Source organism: Longilinea arvoryzae, assembly GCF_001050235.1.
Lineage (GTDB): Bacteria > Chloroflexota > Anaerolineae > Anaerolineales > Anaerolineaceae > Longilinea > Longilinea arvoryzae.
In genome coordinates this window covers 4078153-4100902 of record NZ_DF967972.1, presented here as the reverse complement: position 1 = coordinate 4100902, position 22750 = coordinate 4078153, and the positions used below count along the sequence as shown (strand labels likewise).

The following is a 22750-nucleotide window of genomic DNA, read 5'->3' as shown; positions in this document are numbered from 1 at the left end:
AGCTTGACGAACCGTTGCAAGTAGCCTATATTTTAACCATCCCGATTTTACTTTAAATCTTATAATGACAAGTGACCTTTTTATGGGAGGATGAATGGACGAACTGGTCAAATTGGTCAGCAAAAAAACCGGTATTCCCGAACAGACGGCGCGCGTGGCCGTTGAAACCGTGCTCAATTTCATCAAGCAGAAACTGCCTGCGCCCATCGCCGGACAGATCGATGCCTTACTGAAGGGCGAGAGTCAGGGCGGGGACGTGCTTAAGGGACTGGGCGATTTGTTGGGGAAATAATCCCATTGGAAATTCGTTTCCTTCCTTTTCCAATCAAAAATGCAAATTGAGGAGAATAACATGGCTAATTTACTCGATGTCGAAGGAATTGGGGAAAAATATGCAGCCAAACTCAAGGCAGCCGGCATCGCCAACACGGATGCCCTGCTCAAGGTTGGCTCCACTCCCAAGGGCCGCAAGGAACTGGCCGAAAAAGCCGGCATCAGCGATGCCCTGATCCTCGAATGGATCAACCATGTGGATTTATTCCGCATCAAGGGCGTTGCTGAAGAATACGCCGATTTGCTGGAAGAAGCCGGTGTGGATACCGTGCCTGAACTGGCCCAGCGCGTTGCCAAGAATCTCTTCCAGAAGATCGTGGAAGTGAACGAAACCAAGAAACTCGTCCGCAAATTACCCACCGAAGCCATGGTGGCGGATTGGATCGATCAGGCCAAAAAGCTGCCGCGCGTCATCACGTATTAATCCAGTCGCGCTCTTTATGCCCCTCGCGAAAGGCGAGGGGCTTTTTCGTTAATGGGCCGGTTTGGACTTGACAGAGCCGCTGTCTGCACATACAATGACGATGATAATTTCATAGACCTGCCGGGTGCATCATCTCCCGGATGGGAATGCTCAAAGGCGAAGCCGGTGCAAGTCCGGCGCTGTCGCGCAACTGTGAGCCTGGGACGACGGATCAGCGTGTAACGAAAGATGATCTGCCCAATCCCGGCAAGCCAGGTCGCCCGCCCAGGCAGGTATGATCCACGACCTCGCGGAAAGGAGGTGGAGACGTGCCTGGCCAATCCACACATCACCCTGTCCCCGCGGACAGGGTTTTCTTTTTCAGGCGGCCGGTACTTCGCAGCGATGATCCCGCAATGCATTGAAGCCAACCGTCAGACGGTTCGCCTGTATCGTATTCGACCTTAATCAAGACATTGGAACCCACATGAAACGTTTGAATATCTTGCTTTCCATCAGCATTCTGGCAGCCCTGCTGCTTTCGGCCTGCGGCGCCGCCGCGACGCCTACCGCCGCCCCTATCACCCTCACCGATGGCCTGAACCGGTCCATCACGCTGGCTGCGCCGGCGCAGCGGATCGTTTCCCTGGCGCCTTCCAACACCGAGATCCTGTATGCCATCGGCGCAGGTTCGCAGGTGGTCGGCCGGGATGATTTCTCTGATTACCCGACCGAAGCCAGCAAACTGCCCTCGGTGGGCGGGAACATGGGCACCTACAGCCTCGAAACCATCGCCAGCCTGAAGCCCGACCTGGTGCTGGCGGCTGAAATCAATACTCCGGAACTGGTCAAATCCATGCAGGACCTCGGCCTGACCGTTTATTACCTGTCCAACCCCAAGGATCTGGACGGCATGTACGCCAATTTGAAGACCGTGGCGCAGCTTGCCGGCCGGGAAAGCGAAGCGGATGCGCTGGTCAGCTCGTTGCAGAAACGTGTCCAGGCCGTCAAGGATGCGATCACCCCCGACGCCGCCCGGGTCACGGTATTCTATGAACTGGACGGCACCACAGATCCCACAAAGCCCTGGACGGCCGGCAAGGATACATTCCTGTCGCAGTTGATCAGCATGGCCGGCGGTTCGAATATCGGCGACAACCTGGCGGGCAGCTATGCCCAGATGAGCCTGGAAGAGCTGCTGGTGCAGGATCCGTCCATCCTGTTGCTCGGGGACGCCGCATACGGCGCGACCCCCGAACAGGTGGCGGCTCGCACCGGCTGGGATGCGCTGCAGGCCGTCAAGGATAACCGCATCTACACCTTCGACGACGATCTGGTCAGCCGGCCCGGTCCGCGCCTGGTGGATGGCCTGGAAACCCTGGCCAAACTGCTACATCCCGAGTTGTTCAAGTAAAAAGAAAGCCACAGAGATCACAGAGGAAGAAGAAAGCCACAGAGAACACAGAGGAAGAAGAGATGAAAAAAGAAGAGGGAGCCAGGATCATTATGAAGAAGTTCCCGGTTGAAATCGACACCTCTGGTTCTTTTTTCTCTTTCTTTCTATTTGCTCCTCTTTCTCTGAGAACTCTGTGGGCTCTGTGGCTAATCCTCTCTTCGACCCTTTTATGAAAACCACCTCCCGTCCTTTCTTCTACAGCCTGTTCCTGCTGGCGGCGGCCCTGCTGCTCAGCGTGGCGGTCGGCAGCGTGTTCATCCCGCCGGCCGCCTTGTGGGATCTGGCCAGGGCTGCGCTCACGGGACGCGACTCCGTGTTGCCGCAGGCGGATACCTACCGGATCATCCTGGGTTCGCTGCGCCTGCCGCGGACCCTGCTGGTGGCTTTCACCGGCGCAGCGCTGGCGACCAGCGGCGGCGCTTACCAGGGCCTGTTTCGCAATCCGCTGGCCGATCCCTACATGATCGGGGTTGCCTCGGGCGCCGGGCTCGGCGCAGTGCTGGCCATGACGGCCCAATGGGCACGCGGGGGTGCGGGGATGTTGGCGGTACCCCTGGCGGCTTTCGCCGGCGCGCTGCTGGCGGTCGGAATCGTTTATCAGCTTGCCCGTGTGGGACGCACCCTGCCCACGACCACGCTGATCCTGGCCGGCGTGGCGGTCAGTTCATTTTGCACGGCTTTGAGTTCGTACTTGATGCTCAACTCCACCGGCGAGCTGCGCCGCGCGCTGGTCTGGCAGTTGGGCGGCACGACGCTTTCGGGTTGGGGGCCGGTGGTTGCGGCGCTGCCTTATCTGGCGGTTGGCTGCCTTGTGCTCCTGGCCAACGGACACGCGCTCAACGTGCTGCAGTTTGGCGATGAACAGGCCAAACAGCTAGGCCTGCCGGTGGAACGCGTGCGCGGCATCATCGTCCTGGCCGCCACACTGACCACGGCCGCGGCGGTGGCATTCTCGGGCGTGATCGGTTTTGTCGGGTTGGTCGTGCCCCATCTGGTGCGGATGGTATGGGGCGGCGACTACCGCCGGCTGCTGCCGCTTTCAATCGTTTGCGGGGCGGCCTTCCTATTGATCGCGGATGTGCTGGCGCGCACGCTGATGGCTCCGCAGGAGCTGCCGGTGGGTGTGATCACCTCCCTGGCAGGCGCGCCTTTCTTTTTATGGGTGCTGCGCCGCAACAAGCAGCAATCCTACTGGTGATGCCTATGTTACAGGTCGAATCGCTTTCGGTTTCCTACGGTGAGCGCGCCGTGCTGCATGAAGTCAGTTTTTCGGTCGAACGCGGCACGGTTCTGGGGCTGATCGGCCCGAACGGCGCGGGAAAGTCGACGCTGATCCGGGCGCTCAGCGGCGTGCTGGCGACGCAATCCGGCCGCGTGCTGGTGGATGGGCGCAGCCTGAGCGGAATGACTGCGCCGGACGTGGCCAGGCATATCGCTGTGGTGCCGCAGGCCCACAACCTGCCTCCGGCCTTCACGGCCTGGGAGACGGTTCTGCTCGGACGAACGCCTTATCTCAATTGGCTGGGACAGGTTTCGAAGCGCGACGAAGAGATCGCCCGGGACGCCATGCGCCGCACCGACACACTGAAGCTGGCCGAACGCCGGGTGGGCGAGCTTTCCGGCGGCGAGCAGCAGCGTCTGCTGCTGGCGCGCGCGCTGGCCCAGGCCACCCCCATTCTGCTGCTGGACGAGCCCACCTCGAACCTCGATCTGCAGTACCAGATCAGCCTGTTGGAACAGGTCCGCCGGCTGACCCAGCAGGACGAACTGAGCGTGGTGATGGTGATGCACGACCTCAACCTGGTGGCGCGCTACTGCGATCAGGCGGCCCTGCTGGTGGAGGGCCGCATTGTGAAGATGGGCGACATCGAAAGCGTGCTGACCGCGCGCATTTTGAGCGAAGCCTATCACCTGCCGCTGGAGGTGATGCGCAACACGCCCAGCGGGTATCCGGTGGTGCTGCCGGCGATTTTAAGATGAGGAAAGCCACACAGGACACAGAGATCACAGAGAAGGAAATGAGAAGAAGAACGAGAGAAGAAAAGTAGATAAGCATTTATCTTCTCTCCAATCTCTTTCTCTGTGACCTCTTTTATCTCTGTGGGCTCTGTGGTTAAATTCTTCACACCGAAGAAAGTCACAGGGGACACCGAGTTCACAGATCAGTAAAGAGGCCTGCATTGCAAATCAACCTATACGCCACGTTCCGGCTGGCTGCCGGGGTGAAGACGATCCAGATCGACCTGCCGTCCGGCGCGACAGTCTATCAGGCCGTGCAGGCGGCGGTGGAGAAATATCCCGCGCTGCGCGTCCACTGGCTGAACGACGCCGGCGAGATTCACGCCCACGTGCACTGCCTGCTCAACGGGGATGACGTGGCGACCCTGCCGCTCAAGTGGAATATGCCGCTCCATCCGGACGATACACTGGATTTCTTTCCGCCGGTCGTGGGCGGTTGATCAGGCAGTCTGACTTTTTGGTAGAAAAAATCGGCCCGCGTCTGCGAGCCGATTTTTCAGTCCAGGAAGTTGAAAGAAGAGATCTGGATTTCAGGAATTCTTCCAGGTTTCATCTTCGACCGGATGAAACGGGCTTTCGCCGTCTTCGACGATGGGCGCGCAGCATGCGGCGTTGAGGACCTTCTTTTTCCGCGCGGCCTGATAGCGATTTTTATAAATCGTCAGGCCGACGAAGATGGCCAACAGCAGCAGTATACCCACATACCAGGGCAGGCTGGCTGACTCTTGCATATGGAGCACGACGACCTCAGGGGTGGGTTCTCCGCTTTGGGCTGCAACCCGGCTGGCCGGCGAAAGGGCGAACGCTGCCAGAACCGCCATCCACAGAATCCAACGAGAAATTCTCCGCATATTCTTTCTCCAGGGGAATTATTATTTAAGCACCCTTATTTTACCGGCAATATCTTTTATAAGCACCTACTCAGTGTAATATCCCTCTATGCAATTTGTCTTAATTTGAAACGCAGCGAACGGATGGGTTCGCTGCGTTTGGATTGGCCAGACAAAGGGGGTTATTTCTGCGTGGCCGCGTTGCGTTGGATCATGAAATCATCAGCCGATTTGCCCAACAGCAGGTGCAGCAGAACGTCCTTGTGTGAGTGAATGAAGGGCAGGTTGATGGGTTCTTCCAGCACCGGGGGCAGGTAAGATGCCGGGCGGTATTTCACGCGCGGTTCGTCCATGCCCAGCACCTGATTGACCAGGGTTTCATCCGGCGGAACCGGCGTCCGGCCGAACTCACCCCGCAGCAGCATGCGGAATTCATTGCTGACGAAGGAGTAACGCTCGCCGGTCATCAGGTTGTAGGTGGCCTGCGCGCCGATGATCTGGCTGGTGGGCGTCACGAGCGGGGCATAACCCGATTCGCGGCGCACGGCCGGGATTTCATCGTACAGTTTATCCAGCAAATCTTCGCGGCCCATCTGGCGGAGTTGATTTTGCAGGTTGGTCAACATGCCGCCGGGAATTTGAGCCTTGTTGATGCGGTTGTTGCTGGCCGGGTAATGGAGCTGGGTGAGAAGCCCGTTGCACAGGTCCTGGGCTTTGGCCAGGTTGGCTTCGTCCGGGTCTCTCACCAGGGCGAGGATCTGGTTCACCGTATTCCGGTCGACGTCTTCGAAGCGCACCGGCTGGTAGTATTTGCCGGCGTACGGGATCACGGCCTTGAGTTCATCGAAGACGACGAACAGGCGTTTCTGGGCTTCGAGAATCAGGTCCTTGTCCAACCCGGTGTCCAATCCCAGCTCTTCCGCGAAAACCTGCAGGACTTCGACCGGGGGATGCGAACTGCCGCCCGCGAAGGGCGTGATGGCCGTGTCGATCGCGTCCACTCCGTTGAGCAGGCCGATGACGGCGTCCAGGAAGCCCATGCCCGTGGTGGTATGGCTGTGGAGCGTCAGCGGGACATCCAATCTGGCCTTCAACCCACGGATCAGGTCAACCGCGGCGGACGGCGTCAGGATGCCGGCCATGTCCTTGATGGCGATGCGGTCCGCGCCCATCTCGCGCAGCTTTTGGGCATATTGAATGAAGTACTCGGTGGTGTGCACCGGGCTGACCGTATACGAAAGCGCGGCTTCGACCTGAATGCCGTTGGCTTTGCAGGCCAGCATGGGAATCGACAGGTTGCGTTCATCGTTGAGGGCATCGAACATGCGAAAGATGCCAACGCCCGATTGGGCAGCCTGTTTGATGAATGAAATGACCAGATCGTCCGGGTAAGGCTGGTAGGCAAACAAATTCTGTCCACGCAGCAGCGCCATGATCTTGCGATTATCGCCGACCACGCCGGAAAAAGTTTCCAACCGCTCCCAGGGATCCTCGTCCAAAAACCGCACGCAACTATCCAAAATCGCTCCACCCCATAATTCCAGGGTGGGATAACCTGCATCGACGATCAATTTGAGCACCTGCAAGGCTTGCTGGCGGGTCATGCGGGTTGCAGCGATGCTCTGGTTACCATCTCGCAAGGTAACATCATTAAATTGTATTCGTGTCGTCATACCATCTCCTAAGAATAATAATTGCAAATTTCCGCCATTATGTTATTCTATTATGAATTTACAAGGATGTGCCCGAGTCAAGACGAACGCCGTTAAAATTCGTGAAGAACGTCACATTCGTCCACAGATCGAATTCAGCCGGTGGATGGAAACGATTCTGGATACCATTTGGATTACGCCCGGGCGGTCGGGTCCGGGAGGTCGATCGGCAGGCGGATGGTGAAGGTCGAGCCCTGACCGGTTTGCGATTCGACGCTGATTTCGCCGCCGTGCGCCTGCACGAAGGCGCGCGCGATGGCCAACCCCAATCCCGATTCGCCGCCCTGTTCGCTGCGAGCGGAATCGCCGCGGTAGAAACGGTCGAAGACACGCGGCAGGTCTTCCTGGGCAATACCCGATCCCGTGTCGCTGATTTTCAGGACCGCCGAGTTGGCATCCCGCTCGCTCTTCAGCGTGACCTCGCCGCCCTGGGGGGTGTAGCGCAGGGCGTTGGTGATCAGATTCCCCAGCACCTGCATGATACGGGTTTCATCCACCCAGATCTCCGGCGAATTTTCCGCCACCTCGACCGTGATTTTCACACCGTGATGGTCGGCCTGGTTCTGGAAGGCGGCGGCCGATTGTTGGAGCAGCCGGGCGGTGGATATCTTTTGGCGGCTGAGGGTCAGTTCACCGGCCTCGGCCCGCGAAAGGGTCCGCAGGTCTTCCACCAGGCGCTGCAGGCGCTCGATTTCGGCGTAGATCACGTCCAGGCGCTGATGGCTGGGCGCGAGAACGCCGTCGCGCATCGATTCAATGTAGCCGGCGATCACCGTCAGCGGTGTGCGCAGGTCGTGAGCAATATCGGCCGTCATCTGGCGGCGCAACTGGTTCGAACGCGCCAGTTCGCTGCTCATCTGATTGAAGGCCTGTCCCAGTTCGCCGATCTCATCCTGCGAGCGGACGGCGACCTTCTGTTCCAACTGGCCGCCGGCCATGCGCTGGGCGGCCTGTTTCAAATCGCGCAGCGGGCGGGTGAGCGATGAGGCCAGCAGGATGCCGGCCACCAGGGCAATCACGACGGCCACCACGGCAGCCACGATCAGCGCGCGGTACATTTGCGCCAGGTAGGCCTGCTCCTCGGCCGTGAACCCGGGTCGTTCGGGCAGGGTGAGGATGTACCCGATCACTTTGTCTTTGACCTGGATCGACTCGGCCTTTATCTGCGTATCCGTGGAAACGATCATGCCCAGCATGTAATTCGGGCGGTTGGCCAGCACAACCTTGCGGTTTTCATCCAGGACGACAAATGGAATCCGCTGGTCGATTCCAGGGTTGGTGTTGGTGTTCTGGTTCGAAAGCTCCGGAAAAGGTTCGCCGACCTGAAAGAAAATCCGGTCGATGCCGCTCAGCGTGCCGTTGTCCTGGTAATAGCTGATCAGATATTTTTTAAAGGTGGCCAGTTGTTGTTTGGTCACCAGATCGCTCAAACGCGCCGGGCTGGTCAGCCAGATGACCACCGCCACCAGCGCGGCCGTCACCACCGCGATGCAGGTGAACGCCAGGATGAGTTTGGTTGCGAGATTGCGTTTCATGATTGGCTGCGAAAGCGATAACCGACGCCAAAAACGGTTTCGATATAGCACGGCTGGTCGGGATCGGCTTCGATTTTTGTGCGCAAATTTCGGACGTGCACGTTCAGGGTGCGCTCCAAACCGGCGAAACCGCTGTCGGCCAGATTATCCACCAGTTGCTCGCGGGTGAAGACCCGCCCGGGTTCGCCCATCAGGGTGGCCAGCAGATTGAATTCCATTGGGGTCAACGAAATTTCCCGGCCGCTCAGGGTGACGCTGTGCAGATTTTCATCCAGCTCCAGTTCGCCTACCTTGTGCACGCGTCCGGTATGGCTTGCGCTTTCATACCGGCGCAGCACGGCATGCACGCGCGAAGCCAGTTCGCGCATACGGAAAGGCTTGACCACGTAATCATCCGCGCCGAGTTCAAGGCCCAGCACGGCGTCGGTCTCTTCCTCTTTTGCCGTGATGATGATCACCGGGGTCTGGCTCTCCTGACGGTACAGCTTGAGGAAGGTATAGCCGTCCATCTCGGGCATCATCAGGTCCAGCAGAATCAGATCGGGTTTTTCATGCCGGGCGGCGTAAATCGCCTCGCGACCGTTGACCGCCGGCACGACGCGATATCCCTGTTCGCCCAGATATTCCTGCAGCAGCATGCGCACGCTGGATTTGTCGTCAACCACCAGAATCGTCTTCATGCCTTTGATCATACCTGAAATTTGTTCATTTTTGATTTAGAGCCCTGGAATTAACCCGATCTAAACCGAATTTAAACCAGATCGAAATCAATTTCACCTACAATCCAGGCAAGGTTTCGCAAGAACCCCTGATTTATTGGATTGGACGGAGGAACGAATGAATGGTACAAAACGAATTAATTCCAACCTGACCAACCTGTGGATGGATGGAATTGTGCTGGCCGGCCTGCTGGCCGCTTTTGCCCCCAACCTGATCGGCCTGCGGCTGCATGAATGGCTTGGCCTGGCCTTTGGAATTACCCTGTGGGTGCACATCCTGCTGCACTGGCAGTGGGTGGCCGGCGTTACGCGCAGGTTCTTCACCCGGGCGAGCTGGAGCGCGCGTTTTAGCTACCTGCTCAATGTGGGTATTTTCATTGCCTTTAGCGTGATCATTTTTAGCGGCGGGATGGAGTCGCGCTACGTCCTGCAGACGTTTGGCCTTTCAGCATCCAACAACCGCTTCTGGGAAATGCTGCACCGGCTCGGGTTGGATCTGACCCTGTGGCTCACAGCCCTGCACATCGGCGTGCACTGGCGCTGGATCCGGAGCTGGATCCGGAAATTGCTGCGACTGCCGCGGCGTTTGCGGGGGATCGAGCCCCAACTCAACCCGGCAGCGGAAACCGTCCGGATTGACGATCGAGCGTGATCGAAGAAGCCTTTTAGGAGAGCCTGTTTATGTTAAAAATATTGGGCAGAGTTTTGTTGATCCTGCTGGCAACCGGGCTGGTGATTGGGGCAACCTACGCGGTTTCGTTGAATTCTCAACTGTCCACGGCCGACGGGCCTGGAATGGGCGGCTTTGGCGAACGCGCCGGCCTGAGCGATGGGAGCTCCGCGCCTCAGGCCGGGCCTGAACGATCCCCGGACAGTCAGGGACTGTTGCCCGGCGGCGGGGAGTTCCGCGGCGGGCGCGAGGGTGGTTCGGCCTTTGGCTGGATGGAAGTCCTCAAAAGCCTGGGCGTCATCATCGTGGTAACGGGCGGGGTGATCCTGATCCAGAAGGCGCACGAATTGGTCCGGCGAAGCAGGAAACTCAGGGCAGAAGCCCCTCCCGCGGAATGAGTTTACAGGTACATTATGGGTAATTAAAAAGCGTAGAGGCGATTCATGAATCGCCTCTACGTGTCTCGTCAACGATCACCCCTGAGCCTTTCCAGACAATCCCTAAATGGATCCTTCCATTCGATTGTTTTCAGGCTGGGATCGGGTTGCCAGCAGCGCGGCCAGACCGGTCAGCAGCAGGCCGCCGGCGCTGACGATGATCAACGCCACCAGGCTGAGCAACGCCATGAAAGCCGGCGCCATTTCGGGCAGGAACCCGGTGACCACCGCGCCGTTGAGCGCGAAATGGTAAAGAATGGGGATCAGCAGCAGATAGGCGGTGGTCAGCGCCAGGGCCAGCGTCCCGCGTGCGGCCGCGGCCGGCCCGCGCCGCAGCAGGCCGGAGGCGAGCATGATCACGGTCCAGGAGATTACCAGCGCGATTCCGCCGGTGGTGACGATGTAGGAGGTGAAATCCGCCTGGCTGGTGATGCCGCTGAGCGAATAGACCTTGCCATCCAAAAAGGCATACCGGAAATGGAAGAGCGCCTGGAAGAGGATGGCGCCGCCCAGGAACCAGGCCGTACCGGACCGGCGTTTGAGAAACAACATGACCAATGGAATCAGCCCGAGCACCACAGCCAGCCCAATCCGCGGCAGGCGCTCGCAGGCAATCCGATCCGCCCGGATGGATGCGATGGCAGCCTGGTAGGCGGCTACATCGGTCCCGGCCACTGCCGGCGCGGCCACGCCCATCCCAGCGCTGTAGGCCTTCAGCAGGGCTGTTTGTTGAGCCTGTGTGGCTGCCGGCAGAGCGGCCAACGTCTGCTCAGGCAGGTCGAGCATGTCCGTCAAGACCTGTCCCTGCGTGGAAGCGGGCAGGTTGGTGCCCAGCAGGGCGGCCAGCGTGGGGGCGATATCCACCATCTGAATGTCCGGGTAGCTGCCCGGCTTTACGCCCGCGCCAACCAGCACGAACGGCTCGACCAGCACCACCGGGTCGTCGCCGCCGTGTCCGCCGGCGTCGATCTGGCCGTGGTCGCTGGTGACCAGCAGCGTATCCTGTGAGAGATCCAATTGGGCGACGATCTCGGCCAGCAGGTCGTCAGCCCGGCGGGCAGCTTCGTTCCAGGCCGGGGATTTGGCCCCGCCCTCGTGATGCCCGGCGTAATCGACCTGGTCGATGTGGACCAACACCAGTTGAGCCTGGTCTCCCGCCAGCCAGGGCAGGGCTGCATCCACCACCGCCCGGTCGGCGACGCGGTCTTCTCCAGGGGTATAGAAGGACAGATCGACCGCGGACTGCGGAATGAGCTTTTCGAACCAGTAATACCCAGAGACGGCCGTCTGCAGGCCGGCGCGGTGGGCTGCCGAGAAGAGATTATCCTGGGTGAAGGTCGGGATGTCGGCGTAATCGAGGTTCACCGCCGGACCATCGCTCAATTCGGGCCAGGCGCCGGTCAGCAGGACGGAATAACCCGGTTCGGAATAAGAAGGCGGCTGGCTGTGATCGGTGGCCGAAGCCCCCTGGGCACGCAATTTTGCCAGGGTGGGCATGACCTCGGCGTTTTGAGCGGTGTCGGCGCGCAGCGCATCGATCAGGACGAACACCACCCGCCGGGTGGCCGGTTGGCCAAGCGCCGGTCCGGCCTGCGGCGGGCTGGCGTGAAGTGGAGAGCGATATGCCTCCAGCGAGGCAAACAGGCCGGTTGCCCAAAAATAGGCCATGGCTGCCAGCGCCAACAGGACCAGAATGCCGCCGGCGATCCAACCTTTTTGTTTCATACAACCTCCAAGAGTAAAACGGTAAACCAGCCGCCCGAGGCATCCGCGTGGGAATCGATCACCGGCGGATGCCCCTTAATTTTCAGCCAGTACCACGATGCGATCTTCTTCGCTGAAGGTCACTTCTTCCGATTTGAGGGGGTTGATGACCACCCCATAGGACTGCTTTGAATCATGCGCGAATTTTTTCAAACGATAACCCAACGCCACCTCACCGCGCCGGGCTGCCGCCTCCAGCAGGGTGTAGAAATTGACCGCCTGGCCCGGTTCGACGTACTCGCCGGCCGGTTTGAGATAAATTTCCGAGCCGTCGGCGTCGAAGAGATCGGCGAAGACCTGATTCAACGCTTTGGTCTCCGAAATTTGGGCCATCAACAGGCTGACCAGGTGGTCGCTGACGATGAAATCGTCCGCCTGGGTCACTTCGGCCAGGTTGCGGTTTCGTAGGTCAAGCATCTCGCTCACGATGGGGATGTTCCGCCCGCTGTGATTGGCAATGTCGCGCAGGTGTAGCAGGGTCATAATGGTGCGCGCGTCCGCGGCCTGACCGTCCAGCGAATCCGAATAGGCCAGCACGATCACATGGTCGAAATTTTCAGGATGCACGTCATCCAGGGCGCGGCGGTCGGTGGTATCGGCGCTGCGAAAATGCAGCCGTTCGTTTTGCAGCCCGCCGCCAAATTCGGTTTTTTCGGTCTCATCCCATTTGCGATCCGCCAGCAGCATGATTTCGGAACCGGGGGCAACGTAATGATCCAGTTCGCCGATGATGCGCAACGCCCGGCAGTTCCAGCCCAGGACCAGGGTATTGATGGGCTTAAGGGGCAGGGATGCGCGGTTTGCGATCCGGCTGGCCTGAACGGCCGGCTGTCCATCCCGGCCCGGAACCACAGTATCGTCATCCGCGGAGACGGCAATCACCTGGTCTCCGGCGGAGATGGGCGTATCCATGGGAGGATTGAGTTTCACGCTGCCGTTCGAGGAAGCCAGCCCCATGACCGCGGACTTGGGGTAAGCGAACAACGCGTCGTGGAAGGTCTTGCCAATCAGGGACGGCTCTTCTTTGAAGTAGATTTCATCCCCTTCGAAATTCAGCAGTTCGGTATACACCACCGAAAGCCCGGACTGGAGACAGGTCTGCGCGATGATGCGCGCGATCAGGTCGCCGGCCAGCACCGGTTCCACCTCGCTTCCGCCGATCATACTGACGGGTTCCAGGTTGCGGGCTTCGCGGATTTCGGCCACGATGTGATACGGTTCGGCGCGCCGGGTGGGACTGTTGGTGATCGCCAGCAGGGTCTTGATGGTTTCAGAGTCCGGCTGGCCGCTCTCTCCCGCAACGACCAGGATCGAGCGCGCGGTTTCAAGGCTGACCAGGCTCAAGTCGTTTGGATCGATGGGGTTGCCACTGCGACACACGATGCGCAGTTTGCTGTTGCGCGGCAGCGCCGCCCGGATGTCGTCTTCCATTTCGACCTTGTCGCGGTCGGCCATCACGACCACGCAGGCATCGCGTTGGTTTTCGTTGGCAATGGCCAGTTCGGAGAGGAGGGTGTAGACCTGCGAGGACCAGCCTAAAATGATGGTATGATTGCGTTCGATCACCCGTGAGCGTCCCTTGCGCAGTTCGCTCATCCGGCCTTCAATGGCGCTGGTGAGCACGCCGATCAGGGTGCTGATGATGAAGATGCCGCCCAGGGTGACGATGAACATGGCGATCCGGAACCGCCAGCCGGTGTCGCCTCCCATCGTGCCGGCATCCAGGGTGCGCATCAGGCTCAACCAGGCGGCTTCCGAAAAGCCGATCCTGGCGCCGTCCTCGGGCGAAATGCCCACCAGGCTGACCACCGTTGCCGCCACGACGATGAGCCCCAGCGATGCCAGCCCTAATCCGCAGATCAACGCGCCGGTTCCGCGCGCCATGTAGTTATCGAACCTGTAACGAAGACGATCCTGCCAATTCGTTTTCATGTGCGTCCCTTTTGGGTTGCTCGATGATCGGTAGTGTGTGAGACGACTTGGGAATAAAATTTCAAATTGCAAAATCAGAATAACGTTTCGATCCGCTCGCCCAGCGCCTCGGGCGTTTCGGGTCCGTCCAGGCCGCTCCAGACCTGCCAGGTCTCGGTGTGTGACAGGCTGGCGCCGGGCGCCAGACGCGTCAGCGGTCCGAGCGTTTCCAGTTCCAGGAAGCGGTTGATGGCATAAACTTCCAGATTACAGCCGAAATCCGGGTAATTCGCGTCCGCCGCCCACGCAGTCGATTTCCGAAAATAGGTACCCTGGCGGTAATATCCCAGCCAGCCGGCCGGATTGCGAACCCCAATTTTGAAGGGTTCGGTTGAGGCGTCGCAATGTACCAGTATCCGGGAATCTTGGAAACGCAGGCGCGCATCCTCCAGGCGCGAATAAGGCCACAACGCCAGTGCACGATCCGGCAGAAATGGCGATGCTTGCGTCCGAGACGGTGGGTTCGGAAGGACCGCCCAACCGCCCGGCGCCATCTGGGTGATGGCCCAGGGCGCGACTTCGATCGTGTTTTGGCCCTGGTTGGTCACGCGATGCTCGAGGGTCACGCCGGGGCGCAGCAGGTCGAGGTGAATTTCCATGACCTTGCGCATCCCGGTCGGCGCTTCCAGCGCGCCGGTCAGGCGAACGCCGTCCGGCAGCGCTTCGATCTGCGGAGCGAGCTCATCCGGGATATAGGTGATCTCGGGAATTTCGGGTGAAAGCCACAGGCGGTGTCCGCCGAAGGGGTGATACGCGCCGTGGATGGTTTCCCAGAAAATCTGCGGCAATTCGGCGAACAGATTCTGGTTCGAGTGCTTATCGATCAGGCGCAGCACACGCGGACCCGCGCCGGTCATGTATTCCAGGCGCAGAGCTGCGTTTTCGATTTCCCCGGTAGAAAGGTCGGGCGCTTCCATAGAGTGCTCCCCTCTCATCATGCTAGCTGCCCATCTTTGTTCGGTCCACAGGCAGCCGCTATCAGTGCCCGAACACCGAGGATCGGTCTTCCCGCCCAAAGTCCCAGCCGTTCACCCACAGGTGCGTCAGGGTGGGAATGAAGGCCTGACATTTCGAATTCAGCTCTTTATAGGTGGTGCCGGTAGGCAGCACGCCCTTCTTTTTCAGGATTTTTTCCAGCTTCTCGCGAATTTCGATCAGGTAGGCCACGTCGCGGCTGGCGTAGATCAGTTGGCGCTCGCTCAATTCGTCGCTGCCCCAAAAGGTGGTCTGCTGGGATTTGTCCATTTCGATATCCAGCAGTTCGCTCACCAGCGCCGCCAGCCCGTGTTCGGGTGAATAAGTGCGCGCCAGTTTGCTGGCGATTTTGGTGCAGTAGACATTCACCGGCATGGCGCCGACGTACTTGAGCAGGAAACCGCAGTCCATGATCGCAAAGTGAAAAATCTTGGTCACGGCCGGGTCGACGAGCAGGGCGCGCAGGTTGGCGGCCTTGCTCCAATCCTGCGTCTTGACGATCAGGGTTGGGTCGGCGCCGTCGCTGATTTGCACCAGGCACAATAAATCCCGGTTGGGGTTCAACCCGGTCATTTCGCAGTCCAGCGCAGCGGTGTGCGCCGAGCGCAGCCGCTCGAGGTCGGCTTCGGTCAGGTCTTCTTTTAATTCATAGACAACGCGTTTGTTGCTTTTCATGCACCGGTTCCTACGTACGAATTTTCAGCCTTGATTATACGCCCGGAGGGCGGAACGAGACAGCGTACGCAGGCTCGGCCGGGTTTACAGGCAGGTTTATTTCTGGCGCCGGGCCAGCTCGGCGGCCACATCCGTCGGGGAGACGCCGCGCAGGGCCAGCAGCACCAGGACGTGATAGGTCAGGTCGGCCACTTCCTCCACCAGACGTAAATTCCCCTGGCTTTTCGCCGCCAGGATGACCTCGATGGCCTCTTCGCCGACCTTCTTGACGATTTCATCTTCGCCCAGGGTAAACAAGCGGGCGGTATAGGAAATATCCGGAGATGCGCTCTTGCGCGTCAGGATTCGCTGGTACAGTTCTTCGATTGCATCCATCGCCATTCTCTTTTCCACCGGCTTGAGGTGCTTTTGTCGTAAAAAAAAGACAGCGCCGGGTTCAGCCCCATAAATCCAATTTTCGATAAAAACAGCTCACCTCACCGGTGTGGCAGACCGGACCCGCCGCGCGGACGCGCAGCAGCAACGTATCTCCGTCGCAGTCGACCCAAATCTCGTTCACCTGTAAAGTGTTGCCGCTGGTGGCGCCCTTGCGCCAGAGTTCCTGCCGGCTGCGCGACCAGAAATGGGCCTGCCCGGTCGAACGCGTGCGCTCCAGCGCCTCGGCGTTCATCCAGGCCACCATCAGCACCCGGCCGCTGGCGTCGTCCTGGACCACCGCCGGAATCAGTCCTTTTTCATCAAACTTCAGGATAATTTCGGCCATCCTCTTCCTCCCGAACCCGGCGCACGGGCACGCCCAGGTCGGCCAGTTCACACTTGAGGACCGGAATGGATAGCACCCCATCGTGGAACAGGGACGCCGCCAGGGCGGCATCCGCCTGACCGGTGGTCAGCACGTCGGCAAAGTCGCGCACCTTACCGGCGCCGCCCGAGGCAATCACGGGCACATTGACCGCCTCGGCCACCGCCCTGGTCAACTCCAGGTCGTAACCGGCCAGGGTGCCGTCGCGGTCCATGCTGGTCAGCAGAATCTCACCCACGCCCAGCGAAACGCCGCGCGCCGCCCATTCCACCGCGTCCAACCCGGTGGGCGTGCGCCCGCCGTCGACGAACACTTCCCAGCGGCCGGGCGCCGTCCGGCGGGCATCGATGGCCAGCACGATGCACTGGCTGCCAAACAGTTCAGCGCCCTGGCTGAGCACCTGCGGGCTGCGCACCGCCGCCGAGTTGAGGCTGACCTTGTCGGCACCGGCCAGCAGCAGGCGGCGCATATCCTCCGGCGTGCGGATCCCGCCGCCGACTGCCAGGGGCATGTAAACCTGATCGGCCACCCGCCTGACCACGTCCACTACCGTAGCGCGGCCTTCAGGCGTGGCGGAAATATCCAGAAACACCAGCTCGTCCGCCCCGGCAGCGTCGTAAATGCGGGCCTGTTCGACCGGGTCGCCGGCATCCCTCAGGTTGACGAAGTGAATGCCCTTCACAATGCGGCCGTCACGAATGTCCAGGCAGGGAATGATGCGTTTCGCCAGCATGTCTCAGCCTCCTTCGGCGGCCGCCAGGCAGTCGCGCAACGCGAGCCGGCCGTCGTAAAGTGCGCGTCCCAGCACCACCCCGGCCAGCCCGGCCGCCCGCGCCGCGCGAATTTCTGCCAGGCTGCTGTAGCCGCCGGACGCGATCACCGCCATCTGGGTGGCGCGCGCCAGTTCGGCGGTGGCTGCCAGATTGCCGCCCAGCCCGGTGCCGTCGCGGGCGATATCGGTGTAGATCAGCCGGCGTACACCCAGCCCGGCCAGTGAGCGGGCTGCATCCAGCGCGCTCAGCGGGGTATCTTCGGTCCAACCCCGCACGCTGAGCTTGCCCCCGCGCGCGTCCAGGCCGGCCGCGATCTGCTCTTTACCCCAACGCGCCAGCGCTTCCTGTACCAGGCCCGGATTCTGCGCGGCGGCCGTGCCCAACACCACCCGCGCCGCGCCCTGATCCAGCGCCCAGGCGATGGCCTCCAGCGTGCGCATCCCGCCGCCGTATTGAACCTTTGCCCCGCAGTCACGGGCGACGGATGCGATTTTCGGCAGCGCGACGCGGTTGGCGGCGTCGTCCCCGCCGAAGGCGGCATCCAGGTTGATCACGTGCAGCCAGCGCGCGCCCTGTTCCAGCCAGCCCAGCGCCGCCCGGCGCGGATGGGTGAAATACAGGGTTTGTTGAGCGGGATCGCCGGTGCGCAGGCGGACCACCTTCCCGGCGCGCAGATCGATCGCCACATAAATCTCGAATTCCATTCGGAACCTCACATTTCGAGGTAGTTGCGCAGCAGGCGCAGCCCAACCCGCTGGCTCTTTTCGGGGTGGAACTGCACCCCGAGCACGTTCTCGTGCTGCACCATGCTGGCGAAACGCAGACCGTAATCCGTTACGGCGCTGACGTCCGCCGGCCGGTCTGCCGCGCAATAATAGGAGTGATTGAAGTAGGCGTAGTCGCCGCCCGACAGTCCGGCGAACAAGATCCCGCCGCCGTTCTGCGGCCAGAGCTGGTTCCAACCGGTATGGGGCACCTTCAAGCCGGGCTGGTCCGGGAAGCGCAGCACCTGCCCGGGCAGAATGCCCAGGCCGGAGAAGGACCCCATCTCCCGGCTGGTTTCGAACAGAGCCTGCATGCCCACGCAGATGCCCAGCACGGGGTCGCCGCGCTGCACCGCCTGCCGCAGAGCTTCATCCAGACCAGCCGCGCGCAGCCCGGCCATGAACTTGCCGAACGCGCCCACGCCCGGCAGCAGGATGCGCGCACCGGCGATCAGGTCGGCGGGGTCGCTTGTGCGGCGCACCGGCGCGCCCAGCGCTTCCAGCGCGTGAGCCACCGAACGCAAATTACCCGTCCCGGCATCCACCAACAGGATCGATTTCGACTTCATACGGTCAGGGTTCCCTTAGTCGAAGGCGTCGCGCCGCAACGGCGCGGGTCGATGCGGGTGGCCTGGTTCAGCGCGCGGGCCAATCCTTTGAAAATGGCTTCGATCTGGTGATGATCGTCGCGCCCGTAGCGTACAGCGACGTGCAGGGTAAGGCCGGCGCGCAGGGCAAACGACTCCAAAAAGTGCGGCCACTGGCTGTTGGCGATGCCGCCCACGGACGGGGTGTGCCAGTCTACGTTGATGATTGAATAGGGGCGTCCGGAGAAGTCAAGCGCGACTTCGGCCAGGGTGTCGTCCATGGGCACCAGCGCCGAAGCGGCCCGGACGATGCCCTTGCGCTCGCCCAGCGCGCGGGCAAAGGCCTCGCCCAACGCCAGGGCCACGTCTTCGACCGTGTGGTGCGAATCCACGTCCAGGTCGCCGCGGGCCTCGACATTCAGGTCGAACAGGCCGTGCACCGCCACCTGGGCCAGCATGTGATCCAGAAAAGGCAGGCCGGTGTGGGTCGAATGCTGGCCCGTGCCATCCAGGTTGACCTCCACTGAAACGCGCGTTTCGCCGGTCTGGCGCTTCACCGCCCCCATTCGCCCTTCCTTCTGGATGGGCTCGGACGCGGCCGGGGTCCATCCGGCGGCGATGCCATCCCGCAGGTCGGGGTCGGGTTCCAATGCCAGCAGCGCGCGCGCCAGCCGGTCGGTATCCTGCGGTTTGCCCACCGTCACGCGGATATAGTCGCGCAGCAGGGCAGTGTCGTAATAACGCACCAGGATGCCTTCTTTCAGCAGATCGGCGCGGACTTCGACCGCCGGCCGTCCGCGAACGTGGCAAAGGATGAAGTTGGTCTGGGAAGGGGAGAGCTCGAGGTAGGGGATATCCTTGAGCCGGGCGAACAGGCGCGCGCGTTCGGCGCGGATCTTTTCCACGTTGGCCACCAGGGTTTCCACGTCGCCCAGCGAGGCAAGCGCGGCGGCGGTGGCGGCGACATTTACATTATAGGGTTGTTTGGCCTTCCAGAGCGCGGGCAAGATCCAGCCCGGAAAGGCCCCATAACCCACGCGCAGCCCGGCCAGCCCGGCCCACTTGCTGAAGGTGCGCAGCACCACCAGGTTGTCACGCCGCGGCGCTTCCTGGATGCGGCTGAACTGCTCGCCCAGCCGCCCGCCGCCGGCGGTGAACTCAATGTAGGCCTCGTCCAGCACCACCAGCAGCGGCAGCCCCAGCAGGGTCTCGAGCTCAGCCTGCGTCAGCAGGCGGCCGTCCGGGTTGTTCGGATTGGCGATGAAGATCAGCCGGGGTTGCTCGCGTTCGACCGCGGCGCGGATGCCCGCCAGGTCGAGTGAAAAATCGGCGCGCCGCGGCACGCTGACCACCTGGCCGGCGTTGAGCAGCGTATCGAAGGAATACATGCCGAAGGTCGGGGGGCAGATTAACACACGGTCGCCGGGTTCGAGCAGCACCCGCAGCAGCAGGTCGATCAGCTCGTCCGCGCCGGCCCCGACCATGAGATTTTCGGCCGGAACGCCGCTAAAGCTCGCCAGCGCAGCGCGCAAGGCGCGGCTTTCAGGGTCCGGGTAGATGTGCGTGTAAGGCAGGGCTGCCAGCGCCTCGCGCACCTTTGGAGAAGGCCCATAGGGATTCTCGTTGGCGTCCATCTTGAGGATATCCGCCGCGGGGCGGCCCAGGCGCGCCGAGAGCACTTCGAAGGGTTCGATGGGCTGGTAGGGTGGTAGGGATTCAAAGCGGGCGGCCGGTTTCATTGGCGCACCTCCGCTGCCCGAGCGTGGGCATCCAGGCCTTCGGATCGCGCCAGAAGCGCGGCCGAGGGTCCCAACCGGCGCGCGTCTTCGGGCGTCAGGCCGATCAGGCTGATGATGTGGATAAAATCCCAGACATTCAACGGCGAGGCAAAACGAGCCGAGCCGCCGGTTGGCATGACGTGGCTGGGACCGGCGATGTAGTCGCCCAATACCTCGAATGAGTTCTCACCCAGGAAGATGCCGCCCGCGCTGGTCACCCGTTCAGCCCAGCGCCACGGATCCGCGACCGCCAGGCACAGGTGTTCGGGACCGTAAGCGTTGGAAAGCCCGATCGCCTCCTCCAGGTGGCGTGTAATCACTGCGCCGCCGCGCGCGGCCAGCGAGCTGGCGGCAATCTCGGCCCGGCTCAACGTCTCCAACTGGCGTCCCACGGCTTGAGACACCGCTTCAGCCAGCCGGCGGCAGGGGGTGAGCAGGATGGCCGAGGCGAGCAGGTCGTGTTCGGCCTGGGCCAGCAGATCGGCCGCCACCCATTCCGGGCGCGCGTTTTCATCCGCGATGACCACGGTCTCGGTCGGCCCGGCCAGGCTGTCGATGCCCACCGCGCCGTAGACCTGCTTCTTGGCCAGGGTGACGAACAGGTTGCCCGGCCCGAAGATCTTATCCACCGCGGGCAGGGTTTGGGTGCCGTAGGCCAGGGCGGCGATGGCCTGCGCCCCGCCCAGCGTGTACACTTCGCTGACGCCCAGCAGCGCAGCCGTCGCCAGGATCACCCCGGCGATTTTGCCCGTCCCGCGCACCGGCGGCGCGACGATGGCGATCTCCGGCACGCCGGCCACCTGCGCCGGAACGGCGGTCATGATGACGCTGGAAGGCAGCGGCGCCGTGCCGGCCGGGACGTACAATCCCACCCGGCGGATCGGACGGATGAGTTGGCCAAGGGTCCCGCCCAGGTCCTGGCTGATCCACGAGGTCAGCGGCTGGCGCTGGTGAAAGGCGCGCACGCGTGCGATGGATTGTTCCAGCGAATAGCGCAGGTTGCCGGGCAGGGCCGCCAGGGCCTCGTCCAACTCCTCCTGCGGTACGCGCAGCGAGTCCGGCGCCCGGCCGTCCAGCTTTTCCGTCCAGCGCAGCAGCGCGGGGTCGCCTTCGCGGCGCACTTCACTCAGAATCTGGGCTACGGCCTCGGCCGGAGTCAGCGGGCGGCCGAAGGTCGCCTTCAGGCTTTCGGCCACGGCTGGCGGCACAACCGTCTCATCGAACGGCCGGCGTTTCAAGATGCGGGCGCTGGCTTCTTCGACAGAATAAATGGATAACATCTTTCCTCCGTTCCTTTAATCCTCTTTCGCCAGCGCGGCCAGCATGGCCTTGTAACGCGGCGGTTCTTCGTCGAAAATATAGGTCACCGGCAGCACCACCACCCCGCTGCCCCCGGCGGCGCGCAGCCCCTGGATGGTGGTGAACAACTGATCGCGCGGAACGATCAGGTTGGCGTCATACCAGCACTGCTCGCCTTCGGCCACAATCACGCGTGAGATGGTCGGGCCTTGCAGGCCGCGGATATTGCAGTGTGTGAATATTTGTTGGGCCACCGTCTCGGGAGACTGGCCGCGAATGTTGGCGTACACCGAGAGGTTGCCGCTGGCGCGCAGATGAGCCTCGAAATATTCGAGCAGGACCCGGGCCATCTCCAGCGCCTGGGGCCGGGTTTGCAGCGAGCCCCGGTTGGCAATCAGGGAGGCCTGCGACTGCAAAATCACACCGTCCTCCAGCAGGCGCAGGTGATTGTCGCGCAGGGTTTGACCGGAGGAGACGACGTCGCAAATCAGGTCGGCGTAACCGATGGCCGGCGCGGTTTCGAGGGTGCCCTCGGCTGAAATCAGGGTATAGGGTAGGGCGTATTTTTCCAGGCGGCGTCCGGCCAGAATGGGATATTTGGTGGCCACGCCCAGCGGGCGTCCCAACCGGGCGGCGCGGGCCACCAGGTCGTTCATCCGGGTCACGTCGTCCCATTCTTCGGGCACGGCAAAAGCCAACGAACAACCACCGTAGCCCAACGCATCATGCAGCACCAGCACATCCCCGTTCGAACCGCGGCGTTCTTCGATCACATCCATCCCGGAAATTCCGAAGTCGACGCTGCCGTTGCGCACGCTGACGACGATATCGGCGGGACGTTGAAAGAGCACTTTCAATCCCGGCAGGGTTGGAATCACGGCTTCGTACTGGCGCGGGTTGGGCTTGTAAACCGTCAATCCGCAGGCCTGCAGAAAGGCCAGACTGTCTTCGGCCAGACGGCCTTTCGAGGGTAAGGATATTCGCGCGACAGGTGGAGATTGGTTGAGCATGACTTCCTTTCATGGATCAAAATCACCGCTAAGGACAGGGAGATAAAAAAAGCCCCCGGCGGAACCGGGGGCTTGTGTGGAGCCAGGATGCGTACTTCAGGTTTTTAGCAAACGCAACCAGACCTCCGGTCCGTGTGGGGGAGGTGGGTATGATGATGGAACTGGCAGACGTTGCGTTGCATGGTGTGCAATATACACGATATGGAATGGGATGTCAACCTCTGGTAAATTGCGTTAT

The 22750-nt window shown here is 61.4% G+C and carries 24 protein-coding genes, 1 pseudogene and 1 riboswitch; of the genes and pseudogenes, 8 read left to right on the top strand and 17 right to left on the bottom strand.

Annotated features, from left to right (window positions below; translation table 11 throughout):
* The first annotated feature begins 94 nt into the window (after positions 1 to 94).
* The 6 genes from LARV_RS18375 (at position 95) to LARV_RS18350 (ending at position 4651) form a co-directional block, all read left to right on the top strand.
* Positions 95 to 292, top strand: a complete 198-nt coding sequence (locus LARV_RS18375) for a hypothetical protein (RefSeq protein WP_075075008.1) — start codon at positions 95 to 97, stop codon at positions 290 to 292.
* Between the two features lie 60 nt (positions 293 to 352).
* Complete coding sequence (locus LARV_RS18370) at positions 353 to 757, top strand: DUF4332 domain-containing protein (RefSeq protein ID WP_075075007.1); 405 nt, start codon at positions 353 to 355, stop codon at positions 755 to 757.
* 105 nt (positions 758 to 862) lie between these two features.
* A riboswitch (cobalamin riboswitch) is annotated at positions 863 to 1040 on the top strand.
* 183 nt (positions 1041 to 1223) lie between these two features.
* Positions 1224 to 2150 carry an ABC transporter substrate-binding protein gene (locus LARV_RS18365; RefSeq protein ID WP_075075006.1) on the top strand — a complete coding sequence of 309 codons (927 nt, stop codon included), beginning with the start codon at positions 1224 to 1226 and terminating at the stop codon, positions 2148 to 2150.
* A 211-nt stretch (positions 2151 to 2361) separates the two neighbouring features.
* Positions 2362 to 3390 (top strand): FecCD family ABC transporter permease, encoded by a 1029-nt coding sequence (locus tag LARV_RS18360; RefSeq protein ID WP_075075005.1) that lies wholly within the window; start codon positions 2362 to 2364, stop codon positions 3388 to 3390.
* A 5-nt stretch (positions 3391 to 3395) separates the two neighbouring features.
* Positions 3396 to 4172: an ABC transporter ATP-binding protein gene (locus LARV_RS18355; protein WP_172797922.1), complete on the top strand. Its 777-nt coding sequence runs from the start codon at positions 3396 to 3398 to the stop codon at positions 4170 to 4172.
* 200 nt (positions 4173 to 4372) lie between these two features.
* Positions 4373 to 4651, top strand: a complete 279-nt coding sequence (locus LARV_RS18350) for a ubiquitin-like small modifier protein 1 (RefSeq protein WP_075075003.1) — start codon at positions 4373 to 4375, stop codon at positions 4649 to 4651.
* Between the two features lie 90 nt (positions 4652 to 4741).
* On the opposite strand, the gene LARV_RS18345 is transcribed toward LARV_RS18350, so the two are convergent.
* From LARV_RS18345 to LARV_RS18330, 4 genes are all read right to left on the bottom strand, one after another.
* Entirely contained in the window at positions 4742 to 5062 is a 321-nt protein-coding gene (locus LARV_RS18345) for a hypothetical protein (RefSeq protein ID WP_152031845.1), read from the bottom strand.
* Positions 5063 to 5223: 161 nt separating this feature from the next.
* Complete coding sequence (locus LARV_RS18340; RefSeq protein WP_075075001.1) at positions 5224 to 6714, bottom strand: hypothetical protein; 1491 nt, start codon at positions 6712 to 6714, stop codon at positions 5224 to 5226.
* A gap of 173 nt (positions 6715 to 6887) precedes the next feature.
* Positions 6888 to 8288 (bottom strand): sensor histidine kinase, encoded by a 1401-nt coding sequence (locus LARV_RS18335; protein ID WP_075075000.1) that lies wholly within the window; start codon positions 8286 to 8288, stop codon positions 6888 to 6890.
* Positions 8285 to 8968, bottom strand: coding sequence for a response regulator transcription factor (locus tag LARV_RS18330; protein WP_075075307.1), 684 nt, complete (start codon positions 8966 to 8968; stop codon positions 8285 to 8287). Before LARV_RS18330 ends, LARV_RS18335 begins: the two co-directional genes overlap by 4 nt.
* 157 nt (positions 8969 to 9125) lie before the next feature.
* On the opposite strand from LARV_RS18330, the gene LARV_RS18325 reads away from it, so the two are divergent.
* Entirely contained in the window at positions 9126 to 9659 is a 534-nt protein-coding gene (locus tag LARV_RS18325) for a DUF4405 domain-containing protein (protein WP_075074999.1), read from the top strand.
* A gap of 29 nt (positions 9660 to 9688) precedes the next feature.
* A complete protein-coding gene (locus LARV_RS18320) occupies positions 9689 to 10075 on the top strand; it encodes a hypothetical protein (protein ID WP_075074998.1) in 387 nt (128 codons plus the stop codon).
* 102 nt (positions 10076 to 10177) lie between these two features.
* Here LARV_RS18320 and LARV_RS18315 read toward each other — a convergent pair whose 3' ends face one another.
* The 13 genes and pseudogenes from LARV_RS18315 to hisG form a co-directional block, all read right to left on the bottom strand.
* Positions 10178 to 11839: an alkaline phosphatase family protein gene (locus LARV_RS18315; protein WP_075074997.1), complete on the bottom strand. Its 1662-nt coding sequence runs from the start codon at positions 11837 to 11839 to the stop codon at positions 10178 to 10180.
* Between the two features lie 75 nt (positions 11840 to 11914).
* Complete coding sequence (locus tag LARV_RS18310) at positions 11915 to 13810, bottom strand: CASTOR/POLLUX-related putative ion channel (protein WP_075074996.1); 1896 nt, start codon at positions 13808 to 13810, stop codon at positions 11915 to 11917.
* 74 nt (positions 13811 to 13884) lie between these two features.
* On the bottom strand, positions 13885 to 14766 hold the full coding sequence (locus tag LARV_RS18305; RefSeq protein WP_075074995.1) for a hypothetical protein: 882 nt from the start codon (positions 14764 to 14766) through the stop codon (positions 13885 to 13887).
* A 61-nt stretch (positions 14767 to 14827) separates the two neighbouring features.
* A complete protein-coding gene (locus LARV_RS18300) occupies positions 14828 to 15499 on the bottom strand; it encodes a ribonuclease D (protein ID WP_075074994.1) in 672 nt (223 codons plus the stop codon).
* Between the two features lie 96 nt (positions 15500 to 15595).
* A complete protein-coding gene (locus LARV_RS18295) occupies positions 15596 to 15874 on the bottom strand; it encodes a phosphoribosyl-ATP diphosphatase (RefSeq protein ID WP_075075306.1) in 279 nt (92 codons plus the stop codon).
* Positions 15875 to 15935: 61 nt separating this feature from the next.
* The gene (gene hisI, locus LARV_RS18290; RefSeq protein WP_075074993.1) at positions 15936 to 16262 is read right to left on the bottom strand and encodes a phosphoribosyl-AMP cyclohydrolase; all 327 of its coding nucleotides are present in this window, start codon (positions 16260 to 16262) and stop codon (positions 15936 to 15938) included.
* Positions 16237 to 17034, bottom strand: a complete 798-nt coding sequence (gene hisF, locus LARV_RS18285; protein ID WP_075074992.1) for an imidazole glycerol phosphate synthase subunit HisF — start codon at positions 17032 to 17034, stop codon at positions 16237 to 16239. Before hisF ends, hisI begins: the two co-directional genes overlap by 26 nt.
* Positions 17035 to 17037: 3 nt before the next feature.
* Positions 17038 to 17778 (bottom strand): 1-(5-phosphoribosyl)-5-[(5-phosphoribosylamino)methylideneamino]imidazole-4-carboxamide isomerase, encoded by a 741-nt coding sequence (locus tag LARV_RS18280; RefSeq protein WP_075074991.1) that lies wholly within the window; start codon positions 17776 to 17778, stop codon positions 17038 to 17040.
* Between the two features lie 8 nt (positions 17779 to 17786).
* The gene (hisH, locus tag LARV_RS18275; RefSeq protein WP_075074990.1) at positions 17787 to 18407 is read right to left on the bottom strand and encodes an imidazole glycerol phosphate synthase subunit HisH; all 621 of its coding nucleotides are present in this window, start codon (positions 18405 to 18407) and stop codon (positions 17787 to 17789) included.
* Positions 18404 to 18991 carry an imidazoleglycerol-phosphate dehydratase HisB gene (hisB, locus tag LARV_RS20985; protein WP_083522766.1) on the bottom strand — a complete coding sequence of 196 codons (588 nt, stop codon included), beginning with the start codon at positions 18989 to 18991 and terminating at the stop codon, positions 18404 to 18406. Before hisB ends, hisH begins: the two co-directional genes overlap by 4 nt.
* Before the next feature lie 102 nt (positions 18992 to 19093).
* Positions 19094 to 20164 (bottom strand): annotated as a pseudogene (gene hisC / locus LARV_RS20980) (histidinol-phosphate transaminase); the annotation flags it as partial.
* On the bottom strand, positions 20161 to 21483 hold the full coding sequence (gene hisD, locus LARV_RS18265) for a histidinol dehydrogenase (protein WP_075074988.1): 1323 nt from the start codon (positions 21481 to 21483) through the stop codon (positions 20161 to 20163). The pseudogene hisC and the gene hisD, both read right to left, overlap by 4 nt.
* Positions 21484 to 21498: 15 nt before the next feature.
* A complete protein-coding gene (gene hisG / locus LARV_RS18260; RefSeq protein ID WP_075074987.1) occupies positions 21499 to 22512 on the bottom strand; it encodes an ATP phosphoribosyltransferase in 1014 nt (337 codons plus the stop codon).
* Between the last annotated feature and the right edge of the window lie 238 nt (positions 22513 to 22750).

What these genes read in the sequence shown, in the direction of transcription:
- hisB (WP_083522766.1), bottom strand. Translation starts at nt 18,991, where the DNA reads ATGGGGGCGGTGAAGCGCCAGACCGGCGAAACGCGCGTTTCAGTGGAG.
- LARV_RS18345 (WP_152031845.1), bottom strand. Translation starts at nt 5,062, where the DNA reads ATGCGGAGAATTTCTCGTTGGATTCTGTGGATGGCGGTTCTGGCAGCG.
- LARV_RS18330 (WP_075075307.1), bottom strand. Translation starts at nt 8,968, where the DNA reads ATGAAGACGATTCTGGTGGTTGACGACAAATCCAGCGTGCGCATGCTG.
- LARV_RS18375 (WP_075075008.1), top strand. Translation starts at nt 95, where the DNA reads ATGGACGAACTGGTCAAATTGGTCAGCAAAAAAACCGGTATTCCCGAA.
- LARV_RS18310 (WP_075074996.1), bottom strand. Translation starts at nt 13,810, where the DNA reads ATGAAAACGAATTGGCAGGATCGTCTTCGTTACAGGTTCGATAACTAC.
- LARV_RS18295 (WP_075075306.1), bottom strand. Translation starts at nt 15,874, where the DNA reads ATGGATGCAATCGAAGAACTGTACCAGCGAATCCTGACGCGCAAGAGC.
- LARV_RS18315 (WP_075074997.1), bottom strand. Translation starts at nt 11,839, where the DNA reads ATGAAACAAAAAGGTTGGATCGCCGGCGGCATTCTGGTCCTGTTGGCG.
- LARV_RS18320 (WP_075074998.1), top strand. Translation starts at nt 9,689, where the DNA reads ATGTTAAAAATATTGGGCAGAGTTTTGTTGATCCTGCTGGCAACCGGG.
- hisF (WP_075074992.1), bottom strand. Translation starts at nt 17,034, where the DNA reads ATGCTGGCGAAACGCATCATTCCCTGCCTGGACATTCGTGACGGCCGC.
- LARV_RS18360 (WP_075075005.1), top strand. Translation starts at nt 2,362, where the DNA reads ATGAAAACCACCTCCCGTCCTTTCTTCTACAGCCTGTTCCTGCTGGCG.
- LARV_RS18305 (WP_075074995.1), bottom strand. Translation starts at nt 14,766, where the DNA reads ATGGAAGCGCCCGACCTTTCTACCGGGGAAATCGAAAACGCAGCTCTG.
- hisH (WP_075074990.1), bottom strand. Translation starts at nt 18,407, where the DNA reads ATGAAGTCGAAATCGATCCTGTTGGTGGATGCCGGGACGGGTAATTTG.
- LARV_RS18325 (WP_075074999.1), top strand. Translation starts at nt 9,126, where the DNA reads ATGAATGGTACAAAACGAATTAATTCCAACCTGACCAACCTGTGGATG.
- LARV_RS18300 (WP_075074994.1), bottom strand. Translation starts at nt 15,499, where the DNA reads ATGAAAAGCAACAAACGCGTTGTCTATGAATTAAAAGAAGACCTGACC.
- LARV_RS18370 (WP_075075007.1), top strand. Translation starts at nt 353, where the DNA reads ATGGCTAATTTACTCGATGTCGAAGGAATTGGGGAAAAATATGCAGCC.
- LARV_RS18365 (WP_075075006.1), top strand. Translation starts at nt 1,224, where the DNA reads ATGAAACGTTTGAATATCTTGCTTTCCATCAGCATTCTGGCAGCCCTG.
- LARV_RS18355 (WP_172797922.1), top strand. Translation starts at nt 3,396, where the DNA reads ATGTTACAGGTCGAATCGCTTTCGGTTTCCTACGGTGAGCGCGCCGTG.
- LARV_RS18340 (WP_075075001.1), bottom strand. Translation starts at nt 6,714, where the DNA reads ATGACGACACGAATACAATTTAATGATGTTACCTTGCGAGATGGTAAC.
- LARV_RS18280 (WP_075074991.1), bottom strand. Translation starts at nt 17,778, where the DNA reads ATGGAATTCGAGATTTATGTGGCGATCGATCTGCGCGCCGGGAAGGTG.
- LARV_RS18335 (WP_075075000.1), bottom strand. Translation starts at nt 8,288, where the DNA reads ATGAAACGCAATCTCGCAACCAAACTCATCCTGGCGTTCACCTGCATC.
- hisI (WP_075074993.1), bottom strand. Translation starts at nt 16,262, where the DNA reads ATGGCCGAAATTATCCTGAAGTTTGATGAAAAAGGACTGATTCCGGCG.
- hisG (WP_075074987.1), bottom strand. Translation starts at nt 22,512, where the DNA reads ATGCTCAACCAATCTCCACCTGTCGCGCGAATATCCTTACCCTCGAAA.
- hisD (WP_075074988.1), bottom strand. Translation starts at nt 21,483, where the DNA reads ATGTTATCCATTTATTCTGTCGAAGAAGCCAGCGCCCGCATCTTGAAA.